This is a genomic window from Pseudomonas fluorescens, assembly GCF_000730425.1.
Taxonomy (GTDB): Bacteria; Pseudomonadota; Gammaproteobacteria; order Pseudomonadales; family Pseudomonadaceae; genus Aquipseudomonas; species Aquipseudomonas fluorescens_X.
Window position 1 is genome coordinate 96528 of record NZ_CP008896.1, and the last position, 17939, is coordinate 114466.

At 62.8% G+C, this 17939-nt stretch carries 12 protein-coding genes; 6 read left to right on the forward strand and 6 right to left on the reverse strand.

Going from position 1 to position 17939, the window contains the following annotated elements; translation table 11 throughout:
- Positions 1–9: 9 nt before the first annotated feature.
- The gene (locus HZ99_RS00250; protein ID WP_038440412.1) at positions 10–1281 is read right to left on the reverse strand and encodes an aminotransferase class V-fold PLP-dependent enzyme; all 1272 of its coding nucleotides are present in this window, start codon (positions 1279–1281) and stop codon (positions 10–12) included.
- The gene (gene pvdM / locus HZ99_RS00255; protein WP_038440415.1) at positions 1278–2639 is read right to left on the reverse strand and encodes a pyoverdine-tailoring dipeptidase-like protein PvdM; all 1362 of its coding nucleotides are present in this window, start codon (positions 2637–2639) and stop codon (positions 1278–1280) included. Before pvdM ends, HZ99_RS00250 begins: the two co-directional genes overlap by 4 nt.
- Positions 2640–2882: 243 nt before the next feature.
- On the opposite strand from pvdM, the gene HZ99_RS00260 reads away from it, so the two are divergent.
- Positions 2883–4511: a hypothetical protein gene (locus tag HZ99_RS00260; RefSeq protein WP_038440416.1), complete on the forward strand. Its 1629-nt coding sequence runs from the start codon at positions 2883–2885 to the stop codon at positions 4509–4511.
- Between the two features lie 83 nt (positions 4512–4594).
- On the opposite strand, the gene HZ99_RS00265 is transcribed toward HZ99_RS00260, so the two are convergent.
- From HZ99_RS00265 to HZ99_RS00275, 3 genes are read right to left on the reverse strand one after another with little or no spacing between them, the layout of a single operon-like run.
- Positions 4595–5998, reverse strand: a complete 1404-nt coding sequence (locus HZ99_RS00265) for an efflux transporter outer membrane subunit (protein WP_038440418.1) — start codon at positions 5996–5998, stop codon at positions 4595–4597.
- Positions 5999–6005: 7 nt separating this feature from the next.
- Positions 6006–7979: a MacB family efflux pump subunit gene (locus HZ99_RS00270; protein WP_038440420.1), complete on the reverse strand. Its 1974-nt coding sequence runs from the start codon at positions 7977–7979 to the stop codon at positions 6006–6008.
- Entirely contained in the window at positions 7980–9152 is a 1173-nt protein-coding gene (locus HZ99_RS00275; RefSeq protein ID WP_038440422.1) for an efflux RND transporter periplasmic adaptor subunit, read from the reverse strand.
- Between the two features lie 387 nt (positions 9153–9539).
- Here HZ99_RS00275 and HZ99_RS00280 point away from each other — a divergent pair, with 387 nt between their 5' ends.
- The 5 genes from HZ99_RS00280 to HZ99_RS00300 all read left to right on the forward strand — a co-directional run bounded on the left by HZ99_RS00280 (position 9540) and on the right by HZ99_RS00300 (position 17052).
- On the forward strand, positions 9540–10877 hold the full coding sequence (locus HZ99_RS00280) for a lysine N(6)-hydroxylase/L-ornithine N(5)-oxygenase family protein (protein WP_038440424.1): 1338 nt from the start codon (positions 9540–9542) through the stop codon (positions 10875–10877).
- A 299-nt stretch (positions 10878–11176) separates the two neighbouring features.
- Complete coding sequence (locus HZ99_RS00285; RefSeq protein ID WP_038440426.1) at positions 11177–11893, forward strand: MgtC/SapB family protein; 717 nt, start codon at positions 11177–11179, stop codon at positions 11891–11893.
- 326 nt (positions 11894–12219) lie between these two features.
- On the forward strand, positions 12220–12846 hold the full coding sequence (locus tag HZ99_RS00290) for a response regulator transcription factor (RefSeq protein ID WP_038447725.1): 627 nt from the start codon (positions 12220–12222) through the stop codon (positions 12844–12846).
- Position 12847: 1 nt separating this feature from the next.
- Positions 12848–16486 carry a transporter substrate-binding domain-containing protein gene (locus HZ99_RS00295; protein ID WP_038440427.1) on the forward strand — a complete coding sequence of 1213 codons (3639 nt, stop codon included), beginning with the start codon at positions 12848–12850 and terminating at the stop codon, positions 16484–16486.
- 131 nt (positions 16487–16617) lie between these two features.
- Entirely contained in the window at positions 16618–17052 is a 435-nt protein-coding gene (locus tag HZ99_RS00300) for a hypothetical protein (RefSeq protein WP_038440428.1), read from the forward strand.
- A gap of 1 nt (position 17053) precedes the next feature.
- On the opposite strand, the gene dkgB is transcribed toward HZ99_RS00300, so the two are convergent.
- Positions 17054–17857, reverse strand: a complete 804-nt coding sequence (gene dkgB / locus HZ99_RS00305) for a 2,5-didehydrogluconate reductase DkgB (protein WP_038440430.1) — start codon at positions 17855–17857, stop codon at positions 17054–17056.
- Positions 17858–17939: the final 82 nt, after the last annotated feature.

The window sequence follows — 17939 nt, forward strand, 5'->3', positions numbered from 1 at the left end:
AAAAAGGCGTCAAAGGGTTTTGTCGAGCAGCGCCAGGAAGCGGTCGACTTCCTCTTCGGTGTTGAGCAGGCCCGGCGCGGTGCGCACCACCGGGCCGACGTCGCGGTTCACCGCGTCGCTGACCACGCGGTTGCGCATCAGGTAGGCGGCCACCTTGTCGCTGTCCTGGTTCTTGACCCGGAAGAAGCTGAAGCCGGCTGACAGCTGTGGGTTGGCCGGGGTGACCAGCTCGATTTGCGATCGCGCCTGCAGGCGGTCCTTGAGGTAGGTGTTGAGGTGGTGGATGCGCTGCTGGACCTCGGCCTTGCCCAGTTGCAGGTGCAGCTTGAAGGCCTCGTCCAGCGCCCAGCGGTGTTCATAGGCGTGATAGCCGCCGGGGGAGAAAGAGGTGGCGAAATCGGTGTCTTCGGAGAACGTCGGCATGCTGGGGGTGAGGCTGGTCACTTGCTCCGACGCGGCACACACCAGGCCGGTGCCCCGTGGCCCGAACATCCATTTATGGGTGCCGGCGATGAAAAAGTCGCAGTGCATGTCCGGGAAGGCCAGGTCTTCGACGCCAAAACCATGCACGCCGTCGACCACGTAGAGAATGCGGTCGTTTTCGTCGCGTCCCTGGTTGTGGCGCTTGACCAGTTGGCCGATTTCGCCGATGGGCAGCTTCACGCCGCTGCCCGACTGCACCCAGGTCATGCCCAGCACCCGGGTGTTGGGACGGATGTTGCGCTCGATGGCCGCCAGTACTTCATCGACTGACACTTGGCTGGCATTGGCGAACAGCTTGATCTTGCGCACCTGGGTGCCATCGCGCTGGGTGCGCAACGCCAGGATGCTGTCGGTGGAAAAGTGTTCGTGTTCGGTGGTGAGAATTTCCTGGCCGGGGCGCACGTGGAGGCCGCCGTAGATCATCGCCAGCCCCTCGGTGGTGCTGCCGGTGAGGGCGATCTGGCCGGGTTTGGCTTGCAGGTAACGAGCGGCCCATTCGCGCACCTGGCCTTCACGTTTCCAGGGCTCCTGCAGGTCCCAATCCATGGTCAGGCCGGGGTTGCGGTCAATGGCGGCGCGGTGGCGCTCAATGGCTTCGCGCACTGGCCTTGGGTGTGAGGTGATCAGGAAGTTGGAGAAGTGGATGTAGTTGGGGTCCTGGTCGAACAGCTGACGCAGGCCGGCCCATTTATCGGTGGGAGCCTTGGCGCTGGTTGCCTGAGCGTGCAGGCTGGCCCCCAGCGGCAGGCTGGCCGCGAGAAGGCCCGCCTGCTTGAGAAAGGTGCGGCGGTCGGTCATGGCAGTTGCTCGCTTGGCAGCACGCCAGGCTTGGCGGCCTTCTGCACCTGTTCCCACACCCGCAGAAAGTTGCCGCCCCATAGCTTGGCGATGTCGGCTTCGGAGTAGCCACGGGTGATCAGCTCGGCGGTCACGTTGCGCACTTCGCTGACATCGTTCCAGCCCTTGACGCCGCCGCCTTCGTTGAAGTCCGAGGCGATGCCGACGTGGTCGATGCCGATCTTGCGCACGGTGTAGTCGATGGCGTCCCCCAGGTCCTTGAGACTGGCCTTGGGTTCCTCTTCGAGAATCGCGTAGAGCTCGCTGGCGTACTCGCCGAACTTCTGCTCCGGCCAGGCGGCAATGATCGGGTCGCCGGGCATCAGCGCCATTGCCAGGTTGGGCAGGGACGGCAGATCGAAACGTGCGCGCAGAGCGTTGAGCTTGTCCTGGATCGGCTGGCTCAGCGGGCGCAGATACCCGCCGAACGCTACCACGTGCACCACGCCGCCACTGTTCTTGATCAGTTGCAGTTCTTTGTCGCTGAGGTTGCGCGGGATATCCACCGAGGCGCGGGGCGCGGAGTGGGAGGCGACCATGGGGGTGCGGCTCAGCTGGGCGACCTGCTCCAGGGCGGTGGTGGACATTTGCGACACGTCGATGATCACGCCCAGGTCGTTCAGGCGCTGCACCGCTTGCTTGCCGATGGCCGAGAGGCCACCAAGGGCGTCCGGCGAGTCATTGAAAAACGGCAGCGGCCGCGAGGAATCGGCCCAGCTGTTATTGCCGATGTAGCTGAAGCCGAACATGCGCATGCCCCGCGCCGTCCACATGTCCAGCAGGTTCAGGTCATGGCCCAGGGGGTAGGCGTTGAGCATGCTGATGAAAATCGCAAACTTGCCCTCGCCATGCAGGCGGCGAAAGTCGGCAGGGGTATAGGCAATGCCCACCTGGTTGGGAAAGTCGCGGACCATGCCGGCGATGATCTTGTAGCGCACTTCTTGCTGGTGCCGGGCTTCGTCGACAAAGCCTGGGGTGGGTTTGTGCGGTGCGTTGGGGCCATTCCACAGCTCGGGCCAGCCGAAAATCGTCAGCGCCGCCCCCGACAGGCGCCCGCGGCTGGCCTTGGCGAGGTCGAACTGGCCACTGCCGTCCTTGTCCGCTTCATGGCCGGCAGTGCCGAAGTCCAGGGGCACGGTGATATGGCTGTCGAAGGAGAGCAGGCGATCCTGCAGTTCATTGGCCTGCTTGATCACTTCCAGCGGGTAGCCGGCATTGCCGCCAAACCAGTGATTCCAGGCCAGGCCAGCACCGGCAGCAATCGCCAGGGCCAAGGGCAGGCCGATATATAGAGCCTTTTTCGAACGTGGTTTTGTCATTGCCATCTCAGTCGGTTCGCCTTTGAGGTGCAGGCGCAAGGGGCCTTTGCTATCTGGGAAGAACGAGCGCAGGTCCGGGAAATTTAAGCCCCCCAACCATCACCTGTTGGAGCCGGCTTGCCGGCAATGGCGCTAGGTCAGGCAGGGAGGCATCGACAGGGCGGCTGCCATCAGTAAATTTGCTGCCCGACTAAACGTTCTAGCTTGGATAAAGCCTGCCCCAAGGCTGACACAGGTAGGAACATGACGATTTCTCGACGAGGGTTTATCGCAGGCCTGGCGCTGACCGGCGCCGCCGTACCTGCAGCCTTTTATGCCCATCGCGAGCTGACGCGTGAGGAGTTTCCCATCACGCCCGAGGAAGCCACGGTGGACCTGGCGGACACCGCTGGCCAGCAGTTGGCGAACAGCCTGCGCGGGATCTGGAGCGTGCGCCTTGAGGGCCGTGATGCCGGGCTGCAAGGCCTGCCCCTCGACGATCTGGAACTGTTTCTTGATATTGCGCCGCGTGGCCGTGGGGTGCGTGGCTACCTGGACACCGCCGGGCAGCTGCGTGGGCAGGGTGAGCCGCGTTACCAGGTGCTGGGTGACCTGGCGCCAGGCGACGCGGCGTTGTTGTACTGGCGGCTGATCGACCGCGACTCGCCCGATGGCATGCCGGCCTATGAATTCAAGATGCGCCTGGACGAGGTCTGGGGCAGCTTCGGCAACGCCGGCAGCGGCACCCTCAGCGGGCAGATCCTCAGCCTCGAGCGACCCCTGGCGTTGCTGGAGCTGGATAACCATTTTGTCGCCACCAAACAGCTGTTCCCCGAGGCCCGCGAACGTATCGGCCTTAACCCGACGCTGCTGGCATGGTTGATTGCCCCCGAACACCGCCTGTTCCATCAGCTCTGGCACGCCTCGCGGGACCAGTGGCACAAGCTTCCCGAAGACAAGCGCAATGCCCTGCGCGGTATTGGCTGGCAGCCCGGGCCACGGGATCAGGAGCGCGACGCCCGTGGTCCGCGCAAGGACCGCAATGGCTCGGGCATCGACTTTTTCTTTATGCATCGGCATATGCTCGGCACGGCGCGCTCCATGCAGGACTTGCCGTCCTGGCCACGTTTCCCGCAGCCGCAGCCCGAGCTTGAGCGTGATCGCCAGGGCTTTGCGCGTTACTTCGACAATCACGATGGCTTTGCACTGCCGCCGACCTGGATGGCCAGTGGTGATGAGCAGTACACCCAGTGGGTCAGTGACATCAAGGCTGCCGAGACCTACCACAGTAATTTCCAGGCCTGGGAGTCGCAGTACCGCGACCCGCGCTACCTGGCCAAGTTGACCCTGGGCCAGTTCGGCTCGGAGGTTGAGCTGGGGTTGCACGATTGGCTGCATATGCGCTGGGCCTCGGTGCCGCGCGACCCGTCCAACGGCGCGCCGGTGCCGTTTGCACGGGATCCGGCGGATTTTGCGGCACGGTGGTATGAGGCTGAGAATGACTTTCTGGGGGACCCGTTTTCCTCCCATGTGAGCCCGGTGTTCTGGTATTTCCACGGCTGGATCGATGACCGGCTGGAGGATTGGTTTCGTGCTCACCAGCGTTTTCATCCAGGTGAACTGAGCCGCCTGGAAGTCAACGGTGTGCCATGGTTTGCACCGGGGCGCTGGGTCGAGGTGGGGGATCCATGGCTGGGGCCGGATACCCATGGTTGCAGCACCACCCCGGGGTTGCAGATGGGGCGCACCGTGGAGATGGATCCGGAGACCATGAAACTGGCCTTGCGCATCACCTTCGGTGCCGATGACGACCGGTTGCAGGACTTGTTCCGCAAGGTGCCGAAGCGGCCGTGGTATGCGCGGCATTTGAAGGTCAAGGAACGCACGATTTGACTGACGGCCCCCCGATCAAGCTGTAGGAGCCGGCTTGCCGGCGATGGCGTACGCAAGACCTGCAGAGGGCTTGCGGGCCTGATCTACAGGCTTGTTGGTGCCTGCCAACCGCCTCCCAGGGCCTTGTACAGGGCAATGCTCGCCTCCAGCCGCGCCTGGCGCAGTTGCACGTTCAAGTCCTGGGCGGCATACAGGGTGCGCTGGGTTTCCAGCACCGTGAGCAAGTCTTCCGCGCCGGCTTCGTAGCGGCTCTGGGCGATACGGAACGCCGTCTGCGCCTGGTCCAATTCCTCATGCTGCCACTGACGCTGTTCGTCCAGCCGGCGAATGCTGCTCAAGGCTTTTTCCACATCGGCGAAGCCGTTGATGATCGCCCCGCGATAGGTTTGCAGCAGTTCATCCTGGCGGGCCGTGGCCCTGTCGCGTTCGGCGCTGAGGCGGCCGTTGTTGAAGATCGGTGCGACCAGAGCGCCTGTGAGGTCATAGAACGGGTTGCGCAGCATATCGCCAGCCCGGTTGGCGCCGGAGCCCAGATTGGCGGTGAGGGTGACGTTGGGCAGCATGGCGGCGCGGGCGACAATGATGTCGGCCTGGGCTGCGGCCAGTTGTGCTTCGGCGCTGGCGATGTCCGGGCGGCGGCTGAGCAGGTCGCTGGGCATGCCGGCGGCGATGCTCGGCCAGCGCAGTTGGTCAAAGGCCTGGGGCGTCAGGTGCAGTGTTTGCACTGGTTGACCGAGCAGGGCGGCCAGGCTGATCCGTGCGGCTTCGGCGCGCTGGCGCACTTCCGGCAATTGGCGTTGCTGCGCGGCGACCAGGCTCTTTTGCTGGGCCAGTTCCAGGTGGGTGGCAGAGCCGGCGTCATGGCGGGTCTGTACCAGCTTGAGCACGCTCTGCGCATTGGCCAGGTTCAGCTCGGCGATGCGTTGTTGTTCGTGCAAGGCCAGGAGCTGGGTGTAGGTGGTGGCCACGCCGCTGAGCAGGGTCAATTCCACCGTGGCGCGCTCGAACTCACTGGCGCGCACTGCCAGTTCGGCACTGTCGCGCGCGGCGCGCTTACCGCCCCAGAAGTCGATCTCGTAGGTGGCTGTCAGGCTGGCATTGAAGTAGTCCACCGCGTCGTTGTTGCTGTTGGTATCCAGCTCGCTGTAGCCGTTGCCGCGCAGCAGTTTCTGCCGGTTGGCGTTGAGCCCGCCAGTGAGTTCGGGCAGCAGCGGAGCGCCGGCCACCACAGCGCCGGCCTGGGCCTGGCGCACTCGCGCCATGGCGCTGGCCAGGTCATAGCTGCCGATACGGGCCTGTTCGATCAGTTGGTCGAGTTGCGGGCTGGCAAAGGCCGTCCACCATTGCTGGTTGACGTGCAGGGCGTCGGCCTGGCTCGCGGTGTCCCAGGCCACGGGTGGCTGCAGACCGCTGTCCGGACGCGACATCGGGTTGCTGCACGCGGCCAGCAGCAGGCTGGCGACGACGAGGGGCAAGTGCGCTTTCATAGGGCGATCATTCACTGGTAAGGGCCGTGACCGGGTCGAGCCGGGCAGCTTTGCGGGCTGGCATAAAGCCGAAAATGACGCCGGTGACCAGCGCACAGGCGAAGGCGCCCAGGGCAGCGGGCAGCGAGAAAGCAACGGCCACGCTGCTCAGGATCAGCGCGCCACCGACCAGCAAGGCCAGGCCGATCCCGGTCACTCCGCCGACCACTGTCAGCATCACCGCTTCGGTGAGGAACTGGCGCAGGATGTCCCGTTGCCGGGCGCCGGTGGCCATGCGGATGCCGATTTCCCGGGTGCGTTCGCGCACGGTCATCAACATGATGTTCATCACGCCGATGCCACCGACCAGCAGCGAGATGGCGGCAATCGAGCCGAGCATCAGCGACAGGGTGTTCTGGGTCCGGGCCTCGGCCTGGATCATCGCGGCGTTGTTGGTCAGTTCGAAATCGCGCTTGCCGTTGTGCAAGCGCAGCAGCAACTGCTCGATGGCTTTTTCGGCTTCATGCACTTTGCGCGCGTCGGCGGCGGCAATCACCACGTATTCCGGGTTGTAGCTGCCGAACAGGCGGATACTCGCGGCGGAGTAGGGGATGGCGATACGGTCGTCGCTGTCCTTGTCGCCGGAACTGGCGCCTTTTTCGGCGAGCACGCCGATCACCTGGAATGGTACGTTTTCGATCAGGATGTATTGCCCGATGGGGCTGGGCAGGTCCTTGAACAGCTTGTCGCGCACTCGCTTGCCAATCACCGCGACGGTGGCGGCGGCACGTTCGTCAGCTTCGGTGAAGTAGCTGCCCTCGACCACCGGCCAGTTGAAGATCGCCGGGAAGTTGGTGTCGTTGCCGCCGACGTAGGCCATGTGGTCGACATTGCCGAAGCGCACCCCGGCCTCCGCGCCATTGACCGGCATGATGCGCTTGACCTGGGGCAGGGCGGCCATGGCCGCGACGTCGTTCATGGTGATAATGCCGGGCGGCGTGCGCGGGTTTGGGGCCGAGCCGCTGACGTAGAGGATATTGGAGCCAAAGGCGCCCATCTGGGCCATGACCTGGCGCTTGCTGCCTTCGCCCACGGCCAGCATCACCACCACCGAGGCCACGCCAATAATGATCCCCAGCAAGGTCAGGGCGGTGCGGAAGCGGTTGATCCACATCACCCGCCAGGCCGCCTGTACCGCATCCAGCAGTTCGCCTTTCCACGCGCCATTGTGCTCGGCGCCGTCGGCCAGGCGCCGGCGCAGGTCCACCGCTTGCAGGGCCTTGGGGTTGGCCTCGGCGGCAGGTTGGTCGTGGGTGTTGGGGGTGTCGCTGATGATCAGGCCGTCGCGGATTTCGATGATGCGCTTGGCCCGGGCCGCCACTTCACGGTCGTGGGTGATCAGGATCACCACGTGGCCCTGGCTGGCCAGCTCGTCGAGCAGGGTCATGACCTCGGCGCCACTATGGCTGTCGAGGGCGCCGGTGGGTTCGTCGGCGAGGATGATATGGCCGCCGTTCATCAAGGCCCGGGCTATCGACACCCGTTGCTGTTGGCCGCCGGACAGTTGGTGTGGGCGGTTGCCGGTGCGCCCGGCCAGCCCCAGGCGGGTGAGCAGGGCGGCGGCGCGGGCGTGACGCTCGGCGGCGGGCGTGCCGGCGTAGATCGCTGGCATCTCGACGTTTTCCTGGGCCGAGCCGGAGGGGATCAGGTGGTAGCCCTGGAACACAAAGCCAAAGGCCTCGCGACGTAGCCAGGCCAGTTCGTCGGTGTCCAACTGGGCAACGTTTTCCCCGGCGAACAGGTAGTGGCCGACGGTGGGGCGGTCGAGGCAGCCGAGGATATTCATCAAGGTCGACTTGCCGGAGCCCGAGGCCCCGACAATCGCCACGAATTCTCCGGCATGGATCGACAGGTCGATCCCGCGCAGCACGTCGACCTGAGGCGCATCACCACCACCATAGGATTTGCGGATGTCCCGAAGTTCGATCAGCGGCGTCAACATTCAGCCTCCACTGCTTTCGGCGGGGCCGATCAGCAGATGATCGCCTTCGTTGAGGCCATCGAGGATCTGGATGCGCAGGCGATCACTGATACCGACCCGCACCTCGCGGTCTTCGATGCTGCCATCCTTGGCCACCACGCGGGCCAGTTGCCTGTCGGGGCGGGTGCTGCCTTGCAGGGCTGCGACGGGGGCGGTCAGCGCATCGGTGACGCGGTTGGCGACGAAAAATACCTGGGCGGTCATTTCCGCCATCAGCGCGTTGTCGGCGTTGTCCACATCCAGCAGCACGGTGTAGAGCACCACCCGACCACTGCCGCTCTTGCTCGAACTGCTGGGGCTGCCGCCGCCCTGGCTGGTTTCGTTGAGGGGCTTGGGGGGCACCGGCAGGATCTGGCGGACGGTGCTGGTCCAGCGCCGGTTGCCACCGCTCAAAGTGGTGAAATAGGCCTGCATGCCGGGTTTGACATGGCCGATATCGGCTTCCGAGACTTCCGCCCAGACGGTCATGGGCGACAGGTTGGCGATGCGTAGGATCAGTGGCGTTTGCTGCTGGCTGTTGAGGGTCTGGCCTTCGCGGGCGTCGACGGCCACGACGGTGCCGGAAATCGGCGCATAGATACGCGTGTAGCCAAGCTCGGCCTGGTCGACCCGCAACGTGGCCTGGGCCTGGCTGATCTGCGCCTTGAACATGTTGATGCGTGCCTGGGTGGCGTCCAGTTCGGCCTGGGCGGTCTGCACGTCTTCGTCGCGAGTGGCGCCCCCGGCGGCCAGGCGTTGCTGGCGCTGGTACTTCTGCCGCGCCAGGCGGTGTTGTGCGTGCTGCTCCTGCAGTTGGGCCTGCAGGTTGGCGATGGAATAACGGGTGGCGTCGAGCTTGGCTTGTTGGGTGGCGGGATCGATCTCTACCAGCAGGTCGCCTTCCTTGACCTGGGCGCCGGCTTCCACGTGGATCTTGCGGATCTGCCCGGACGCCTGGGCGCCGACATCGACGTAACGCCGTGGTTGCAGGGTGCCGAGGGCGGTCACGCTGCTTTCGATATCGCCCCGGTGTACTTGCAGGGTGGCAAATTTATCCCGGCCGGGCGGGATCAGTTGCCAGGCGGCGAAGGCGGCCACGGGGATCAGGCAAAGTGCAGCCAGCAGCGCGCGCCGGGTGTGTCGGGGACGGTTCATGCACGGGTTCCAGCCAGGAAAGTTCGGACCGCCGCTCAATCGCCCGCAGGGGCAGAGACAGGAGCGGGAAGCTGTCAGGTAAACGAGGTATTCGCCCTGAAATTTAAGCGCTTACATATGTCGTTACAGGTGGGCGAAGCGCCAGTATTGGATAGCGGGCGTGAGGCTTTTTAAATCTATATGAGAATCACTATAAATTAGACTGGCCCAAACTGCCATCGTTGTGCGGCCATGGCAGCCGTCGCCGCGCCTGTCAGGGTGAATCCGGTAGCCGTCTTAAATTTTTTTTCATTGTCCTCGTTTCCTATCAACACATGGCCTGTTGTTCAGCAGGCCGCCCAGGCTTTCCCGCCCCACCGCCACGGGGCTTATCCAGAGGACACTGGAATGACACAGGCAATTGCATCGCCCGCGGTTCACGACCTGATCGGTATTGGTTTCGGTCCTTCGAACCTGGCGCTGGCCATCGCCCTGCAAGAGCGCGAGAAAGCCCAAGGCAAGCTCGATGTGCTGTTTCTCGACAAGCAGGCCGACTACCGTTGGCACGGCAACACCCTGGTGAGCCAGAGCGAGCTGCAGATTTCCTTCCTCAAGGACCTGGTGACCCTGCGCAACCCCACCAGCCCGTATTCCTTCGTCAACTACCTCAAGGCCCACGGGCGCCTGGTGGACTTCATCAACCTGGGCACGTTCTACCCGTGCCGCATGGAGTACAACGACTACCTGCGCTGGGTCGCCGGGCAATTTACCGAACAAAGCCGCTATGGCGAGGATGTGCTGGCCATCGAGCCAATCCTGCATCAGCAGCAGGTCGAAGCGCTGCGGGTGATCTCCCGCGATGCCCACGGCGAGCAACTGGTACGCACCGCGCGCTCGGTGGTGGTCAGCGCCGGTGGCACGCCACGGATTCCCGAGGCGTTCAAGGCGCTCAAGGAGGACGGGCGGGTGTTCCACCATTCCCAGTACCTGTCACGCATGGCCCAGCAGCCGTGCGTGGAGGGCAGACCGATGCGCATTGCGATCATTGGCGGTGGGCAGAGCGCGGCGGAGGCGTTTATCGATCTCAATGACAGCTTCCCCTCGGTGCAGGTGGATATCATCCTGCGCGGCTCGGCGCTCAAGCCGGCCGATGACAGCCCGTTCGTCAACGAAGTGTTCTCCCCAGAGTTCACCGACCTGGTGTTCCAGCAGCCCAGCAGCGAGCGCGAGCGCCTGGTCAACGAGTACCACAACACCAACTATTCAGTGGTGGACCTGGACCTAATCGAGCGTATCTATGGGATCTTCTACCGCCAGAAAGTCTCCGGGATCGCCCGTCACGCATTCCGCACCCTGACCACCGTGGAAAAGGCCAGTGCCGGCTCCCTGGGCATCGAGCTGGTGGTGCGTCACAACGCTACCGGTGAAACCGTGATCAACCACTACGATGCGGTGGTCCTGGCCACTGGCTACGAGCGCCAGATGCATCGCCAGTTACTGGCGCCGCTCGAAGCCTATATGGGTGACTTTGAAGTGAGCCGCGACTACCGCGTGGTCACCGATGAGCGCTGCAAGGCGGGCATCTACATGCAGGGTTTCAGCCAGGCCAGCCACGGCTTGAGCGATACCTTGCTGTCGATCCTGCCGATTCGTGCCGATGAGATTGCGGCCTCGCTGCATGAGCATGACCGCAGCCGGGGCCAGGGGCGCTCAGTGCGCGACTTGCTGCTGGCAACGGCAAGCTGACACAGTGGTGGAGCGTTCCCGCGCCCGCGGGAGCGATCCCTGGCTGAACCCTGGCTGAAGAGTCCGCCGATTCGCCGTACTGTCACTTTCCTCCCTCAGACTGCGGGCGTAAGCTGCGCCGGTTTTCATCCTTGCTGGCAAAGAGCCCGAGAACAACGGTGGGGGGATCAGGCAGTTCGCGTTATTGCTGACGTTTTTCGCTGGCAAGCCAGCTTCTACAGTGGGTCTTGTTTGGCCTGACTGACGCGTTCTCCCTTTTTTCGACACCGATTCTGCGGGCAATCAAAGGGAGACTCACCATGCAAGCGCTCAATAACATCAATCTGGATTCCCTGATCGACACCGTGGTCAGCCTCAGCGCGGCCTTTATCCTGGGTGGGCTGATCGGTTTCGAGCGCCAGTTCCGCCAGCGCACGGCGGGGCTGCGTACCAATGTGCTGGTGGCGGTGGGGGCGGCGATCTTTGTCGACATGGCCAACCGCCTGGCCGGGGCCGAAGGCGCCGTGCGGGTGGTGGCGTACGTGGTGTCCGGCATTGGCTTTCTCGGCGCCGGGGTGATCATGCGCGAGGAGGGCAACGTACGGGGGCTCAATACCGCAGCCACGTTGTGGACGTCCGCCGCCGTGGGCGCCTGCGCCGGTGCCGATCTGATCCTTGAGGCGTTCCTGGGCACGATGTTTGTGCTGGCGGCCAATACGTTGCTGCGCCCGATCGTCAACAACATCAACCGCCAGCCCCTGGACGTGGTGTCGGCCGAGGTCACCAATATCCTCTACGTGATCGCCCGGCGTACCCAGCAGCAAGCGGTCATGGCCTTGCTGGAGTCGGAACTGGCGCGCTGCAACTACCCGGCCAGTGATGTTGATGTACGACCTTTTGGCAGTGAGGAGGTTGAGATCGAGGCCACGTTGGCGGCCAATTCGGTCGACGGTGACGAACTCGATGCCCTGGTGACACGGATCTCCCAGTCGACCCTGGTGGTGCAAGCCTTCTGGAGTCCCAGCACCACCGATTGAGGGTGCCTCGCTTGTCCGGCCGCAAAGCCGCCTCCTGTTATGGGGGGCGGCTTTTTTCGTATGTTTGACTACGCTTTTGTGAGGAATAATCCTACATATGAGGCGGATTTTCCCTTCGGGCGAAACATCATTCCGTTGTTAATGTCACGCCGTTGCACCTAACCAAATTCCGTTGAAACGTTCTGTGAAAGCAGTGCCGCTGGTCGGAACTGGTAGTTCTCACAGGTACAGGGGTTTCGTGTGATGTGTAAGGGTATTGGCGCTCCTGAAATGAGCCGTCGCCAATGAAGCAACTAAACAATCGTGGTGTCTTCCAAGGGAGTCGCATGAGCAAAGCGTTAATCGTGGACGATCATCCGTTCATTCGTGCAACCGTCAAGTACCTGTTGCGCCAGGAGGGCTTCGAGACCATTTTCGAGGCCGCCAATGGTGCCGATGCGTTACAGATTGCCAGGGAGGAGCGACCAGACCTGGTCATTCTCGACCTGGCGATGCCCAAGCTGGGCGGGCTGGAGGTCATCAGCCGGATCAAGGCCTTGGGCCTGCCCTGCAAGATCCTGGTACTGACTTCTTATCTGGCGGTGTTTTTCTCGACGCGTTGCATGCGCGCCGGGGCGATGGGGTTTGTCGCAAAAACCGGCGAGCTGGATGAGTTGCAAAAAGCCATTAAAGCCGTCATGTCCAACTACAGCTGCTTTCCCAGCCTGCCCACGAGCTCCGTGCGCAAGGACGACTTGCAGACCACGGAACAGCAACTGGTAGAAGCGCTTTCCGATCGCGAGCTGATGGTCCTGCAGAAGCTGGCGCTGGGCCTGGGCAACAACGAAATCGCCAAGGACATGCTGTTGAGTCACAAGACCATCAGTACTTACAAGACCCGGTTAAAGGAGAAACTGCACATGTCTTCGGTGGTGCATTTATCCAAGTTCGCCCAGCGCAATCATTTGATCTGATATGTCGACAGCCCTGGGCAAGTGGCTCGCCGCCTTCTGGCTGGCGGGCCTGTCACTCACCTTCAACGTGGCTCTGGGTGAGCCACAGTTCCTGCACCTGCTGGGGCATTCGAGTCTTGACATCCCGCAGGTGAACCTCAATGAAGCGGATTGGCGCTGGCTGCGCGAGCGCCGCACGCTGGTAATGGGGGTTTCGGCCCCTGATTATGCCCCCTTCGATCTGACGAACAATAACGACGAGCTGGAAGGCATCACCGCCGATTATGCGGCGTTGGTCGGCCAGGTCCTGAACGTTACGATTCAGGTGCAGCGCTACGAACATCGGGATGAAGTCATTGCAGCCCTCAAGCGCGGCGATGTGGATTTCCTGGGGACGGCCAATGGCTACGAGGCAGCGGACCGCCAGCTGAGGCTGTCGCGTTCGTATGCCAATGACCAGCCGACACTGGTGACACGCGTCGATGACACTCAAGCCTTGAGTGCGGAGCTGGAAGGCAAGCGCCTGGCCATGCTCTATCACTACATGCAGCCCGAGATGGTCGCGGCCTATTACTCCAATGCCTCACTGCAGCTGTATTCATCGACCATCGAGGCGCTTGGCGCCGTGGCCTTTGGCCAGGCGGACGTTTATCTGGGCGATGCGATCAGCGCCAACTATCTGATCAACAAAAACCACCTCAATAATGTGCGCATGGCGGACTTTTCCAGCCTGGAGGTCAACCCTTTCGCGTTTGCCGTGACCGCGGAAAATATCCGCCTATTGCGCATCATCAACGCGGCGCTGGCGGTGATCCCGGCCAACGAACAAATGGAGATCCTGCGGCGCTGGAGCGCCGGCAACCTGGGGGTGGTGGGGCGTGAGCGCCTGCGCTTGAGCGCCAGTGAGCAGCGCTGGCTGGACAAGCATCCACGGGTCAAGGTGACGGCGCTGGATAAATTCCAACCCTTGTCATTTTTCAATGAGCGAGGGCAATTGCAGGGCTTGAGTGCCGAGGTGCTGGCCCAGATCAGCTTGCGTACCGGCTTGAAGTTCGATGTGGTGCGCGGCAGCTCGCTGACTCGGCAAGTCGAGCAGGTCAGCGAGGGGGATGCGGACATGATCGCGTTCATCACGCCGAGCATGGCCCGAGAAGACAAAATCCGCTTTACCCGGCCGTACCTCAACAACCCGTTCGTGCTGGTCACGCGCGACGATGGCGGCAGCCCGATGACCCTGGATGATATGGCGGGCAAGCGCCTGGCCGTGCTGGGCCGCAGCGTGCAGCGGGACATCATCAGCCGGGACTATCCCAAGGTCGTGCTGGTGGACGTCGAGAGCCCGGCGCAGGCCATGGCCTTGGTCGCCAGCGCGAGTGTGGATGCGTCGGTCAACGCACTGATCATTGCGCGCTACATGATTGCCCATCAGTACCGGGATCGCCTGCGTATCACCAGTACGGTGGGTTCGCAGCCGGCGCGACTCGCCTTTGGCGTGGGCCGTGGCCAGTTGGAGTTGTACTCGATCCTGGACAAGGCGCTACTGAGCATCTCCCCCCAGGAGATGGATGAGTTGACCAATCGTTGGCGCAGCGAGTTGGTGAGCAACGACAGCTACTGGCTACGCCACCGCAACACGATTATCCAGGGCTTCTCGCTGGCCGCGTTGTTACTGTTGATCACCCTGGGCTGGGCCATTTACCTGCGCCGCCTGATCCGCAGGCGCGCCCAGGCCGAACGCGCCTTGAGCGACCAGATGCGCTTTATGAGTGTGCTGATCGACGGCACGCCACACCCGATTTACGTGCGCGACCGCCTGGGCCGGCTGATGGCCTGCAACAGTGCCTATCTCAATGTGTTCGGCTTTCGGCTCGAAGACGTTATCGGCAAGACCGTGGTCGAGACTGACACTGGCAATCACCCCCAGGCCCAGTCTTACCACGAGGACTACTTGCGTCTGATGGAGCTCGGCGAGCCGCAGATTCACGACCGTGTACTCAAGGTGCCAGGGGGCGCAACCCTGACCATTTATCACTGGATGCTGCCGTACCGTGATGGCGATGAGAAGGTCGTGGGCATGATTGCCGGCTGGGTAGACGTCAGCGAGCGCCAGCGTTTGCTGGGGCAATTGCAGGAGGCCAAGGAAGAGGCGGATGCTGCCAACCGTGCCAAGACCACCTTCCTGGCGACCATGAGCCATGAGATCCGCACGCCGATGAATGCGGTGATCGGCATGATCGAGCTGGCGCTCAAGAATGCCGAGCAGGGGCGTATCGACCACGATGCCCTGGCAGTGGCCTCCGACGCATCGCGCGGCATGCTGGAATTGATCGGCGATATTCTCGACATCGCTCGCATCGAGTCCGGCCACCTGTCCCTGACCCTGGAGCCCTCGAACCTGCGCGAGCTGCTGCTTTCGGCGGCCCGGATCTTCGAGGGGCTGGCGCGTACCAAGGGCCTGGCCTTGCAGGTGGAACTGGATCCGCTGGTTGACCGCTACGTATTGATCGACCCGCTGCGCTTCAAGCAGGTGGTCTCCAACCTGTTGAGCAACGCGATCAAGTTTACCGCCCAGGGCCACGTGCGCCTGTACGCCAGCGGTTTACCGGCGGTTGCCAACGGTTACCTGAGCCTCAGGCTGGTGGTGGAGGACACCGGTATTGGGATCGGCATGGAAGACCAGATGCGCTTGTTCAATCCTTTTGTGCAAGGGCGCAACACCGACCAGTCGGCTCGCAGTGGTTCCGGCCTGGGGCTGGTGATCAGCCGCAGCCTGTGCGAGATGATGGGCGGCCAGCTGAAGCTGAGTAGCGTGCTGGGGCAAGGCACGCGGGTAGAGGTCACGCTGCTCCTGGCGGTGGCCGCGTCGGCAATCGCACACGCCGAGCCGGTTGTTCTGGAGGCGCCGCCTGCCCATGTGTTGAGCATCCTGGTGGTCGATGACTACCCCGCCAACCGGCAATTGTTGACCCGGCAACTGAGTTTCCTGGGGCACCGGATCACCACCGCCAACGATGGGGTGCAGGGCTTTGAGTGCTGGCAGGCCGAGCGATTCGACGGGGTGATCACTGACTGCAATATGCCGCTGAAAAATGGCTATGACCTGGCGCGGGACATTCGTGCCGATGAGCGTGCCCGTGGCTTGGCACCTTGTCTGCTGCTCGGGTTTACCGCCAATGCCCAACCGGAGGAGACCGAGCGCTGCATCGCTGCCGGCATGGACGGTTGCCTGTTCAAGCCCACCGGGCTTGAGGACCTGCATGCCGCGCTGGCATCACGCACGGCCAGGCCTTCGGTCAATGAGCCGCAGCAAGCCGCTCCAGCCAAGGCACTCGACTTGAGCCGCTTGTTGAAGCTGACCGGCTCCGACACTGACGCCGTCAAGGAATTGCTCATGCAACTGCTCGACAGCCTCGCCGCCGATCGTGCGCAAGTGCAGGCCCTGCTCGAAGCAAACGACTACGCCCAGTTACATGACCTGGCCCATAGGACCAAGGGCGGGGCACGACTGGTCGCGGCACAGGCATTGGTGAATCACTGCGAAGCGCTGGAAGCGGCCTGTGAGCAACGGGATCCCGGGGCGCTGGTCCTGGCAGTGGCGGGGTTGCGGGACGCTATTGATCAATTGCATCAGGCCCTGACGGACTATTGCAAACAGGCATAAGGGGAGAATGTCGGGAGATTTGGGAGAACTCCTACGCGCGGAGGGAACTACGCTGATTTTTTTGTCTAATTATGTCTGGAAGAGTAGGCCGCTCCTTCCTGCCACGAGCAATGCCTGCTCAGGGACCTGCCATGCCAACCAAAGCACTGACCATCCTGATTGCTGATGAACAGCACCTGCAACGGTTGCACATCGAGAAAATGCTCAACCAGTTGGGCTACTACCGGATCGTCCCGGTGCAGACTTTCGATGAAGTACTGATCCTGACCGATATCTCGGCGGAGCCATTCGATGTGTTGATTGTTCATGCCGGACTGGCCACCAGCGCAGTGGGCGCGCTGGCGTTCCAGCAGCAACATCCGCAGGTGCGTCATGTGCTGGTGTATGACGACCAGGACCTGGGGTTGCCGGCCGCGCTGACGCCCCAGGTCCTGGTGCGCTTGCCGGGATCGCCCGACAGCGTCACGTTGGAACACTTCATGGACATCATCGACCCGCCGTCATCCGCCAGCGGCTTGCGGGTCTTGCCGTGGCTGCGGGAACTGTCGCGCAGCCCGGCAGCCTAGCTCAGTCCCACTGCGGTGCGATGCCCTTGGGGCTGGTCAGGCGATGGCCGCGCTCCAGGCCGGCAATCTGTGCCATATCGGCTTCGCTCAAGGTCAGTTGCACGGCCTTGAGGTTGCTTTGCAGGTGGGTGCGCTGGGTCGAGGAAGGAATCACCGCATACCCCGATTGCATGGCCCATGCGAGGGTCACCTGTGCCGGTGTAGCCTGGTAGCGTTCGGCAATTGCCTGGATCACCGGGTCTTTCAGCACTTCGCCGTAGGCCAGGGTCATGTACGAGGTAATCTGGATGCCGTGGTGCTTGGCCAAATCCACCACCTTACGGTTCTGCAGATACGGGTGCAGTTCGATCTGGTGGGTGGCGATATTCTCGGCGCCGACGGCGGCAATGGCTTCTTCCATCAGCGCTACGGTGAAGTTGGAGACACCGATCTGCCGGGTCAGGCCCAGGCGCCTGGCTTCGAGCAACTGTTCCATGAACACGGTGACGGGTACCTGGTTTTGTGGTGACGGCCAATGGATCAGGGTCAAGTCCAGGTAGTCGGTCTTGAGCTTGCGCAGGCTTTCCTTGAGGCTGGGGATCAGCTTGCCTTCGGCAAAATGGGCAATCCATATCTTGCTGGTGATGAACAGCTCATCGCGGGGAATACCGCTGTCGGCGATGGCTTGGCCGACATCGGCTTCGTTCTCGTAGATCTGCGCGGTATCGACGGCCCGGTAGCCCAGGTCGAGGGCGTTGCCGACAGAGTCGACAACCACTTGGCCTTGCAGGCGAAACGTACCAAGGCCGAAGGCGGGAATAGACATGAGTGACTCCAGTGGTGGCGTGAACAATGGCGGCGAGTATCTGCCCAGGGCGCCAGGGGAAACACCCACGATTGTTCAAATG

What these genes read in the sequence shown, in the direction of transcription:
- HZ99_RS00275 (WP_038440422.1), bottom strand. Translation starts at nt 9,152, where the DNA reads ATGAACCGTCCCCGACACACCCGGCGCGCGCTGCTGGCTGCACTTTGC.
- HZ99_RS00290 (WP_038447725.1), top strand. Translation starts at nt 12,220, where the DNA reads ATGAGCAAAGCGTTAATCGTGGACGATCATCCGTTCATTCGTGCAACC.
- pvdM (WP_038440415.1), bottom strand. Translation starts at nt 2,639, where the DNA reads ATGACAAAACCACGTTCGAAAAAGGCTCTATATATCGGCCTGCCCTTG.
- HZ99_RS00265 (WP_038440418.1), bottom strand. Translation starts at nt 5,998, where the DNA reads ATGAAAGCGCACTTGCCCCTCGTCGTCGCCAGCCTGCTGCTGGCCGCG.
- HZ99_RS00250 (WP_038440412.1), bottom strand. Translation starts at nt 1,281, where the DNA reads ATGACCGACCGCCGCACCTTTCTCAAGCAGGCGGGCCTTCTCGCGGCC.
- HZ99_RS00270 (WP_038440420.1), bottom strand. Translation starts at nt 7,979, where the DNA reads ATGTTGACGCCGCTGATCGAACTTCGGGACATCCGCAAATCCTATGGT.
- HZ99_RS00295 (WP_038440427.1), top strand. Translation starts at nt 12,848, where the DNA reads ATGTCGACAGCCCTGGGCAAGTGGCTCGCCGCCTTCTGGCTGGCGGGC.
- HZ99_RS00300 (WP_038440428.1), top strand. Translation starts at nt 16,618, where the DNA reads ATGCCAACCAAAGCACTGACCATCCTGATTGCTGATGAACAGCACCTG.
- HZ99_RS00285 (WP_038440426.1), top strand. Translation starts at nt 11,177, where the DNA reads ATGCAAGCGCTCAATAACATCAATCTGGATTCCCTGATCGACACCGTG.
- dkgB (WP_038440430.1), bottom strand. Translation starts at nt 17,857, where the DNA reads ATGTCTATTCCCGCCTTCGGCCTTGGTACGTTTCGCCTGCAAGGCCAA.
- HZ99_RS00280 (WP_038440424.1), top strand. Translation starts at nt 9,540, where the DNA reads ATGACACAGGCAATTGCATCGCCCGCGGTTCACGACCTGATCGGTATT.
- HZ99_RS00260 (WP_038440416.1), top strand. Translation starts at nt 2,883, where the DNA reads ATGACGATTTCTCGACGAGGGTTTATCGCAGGCCTGGCGCTGACCGGC.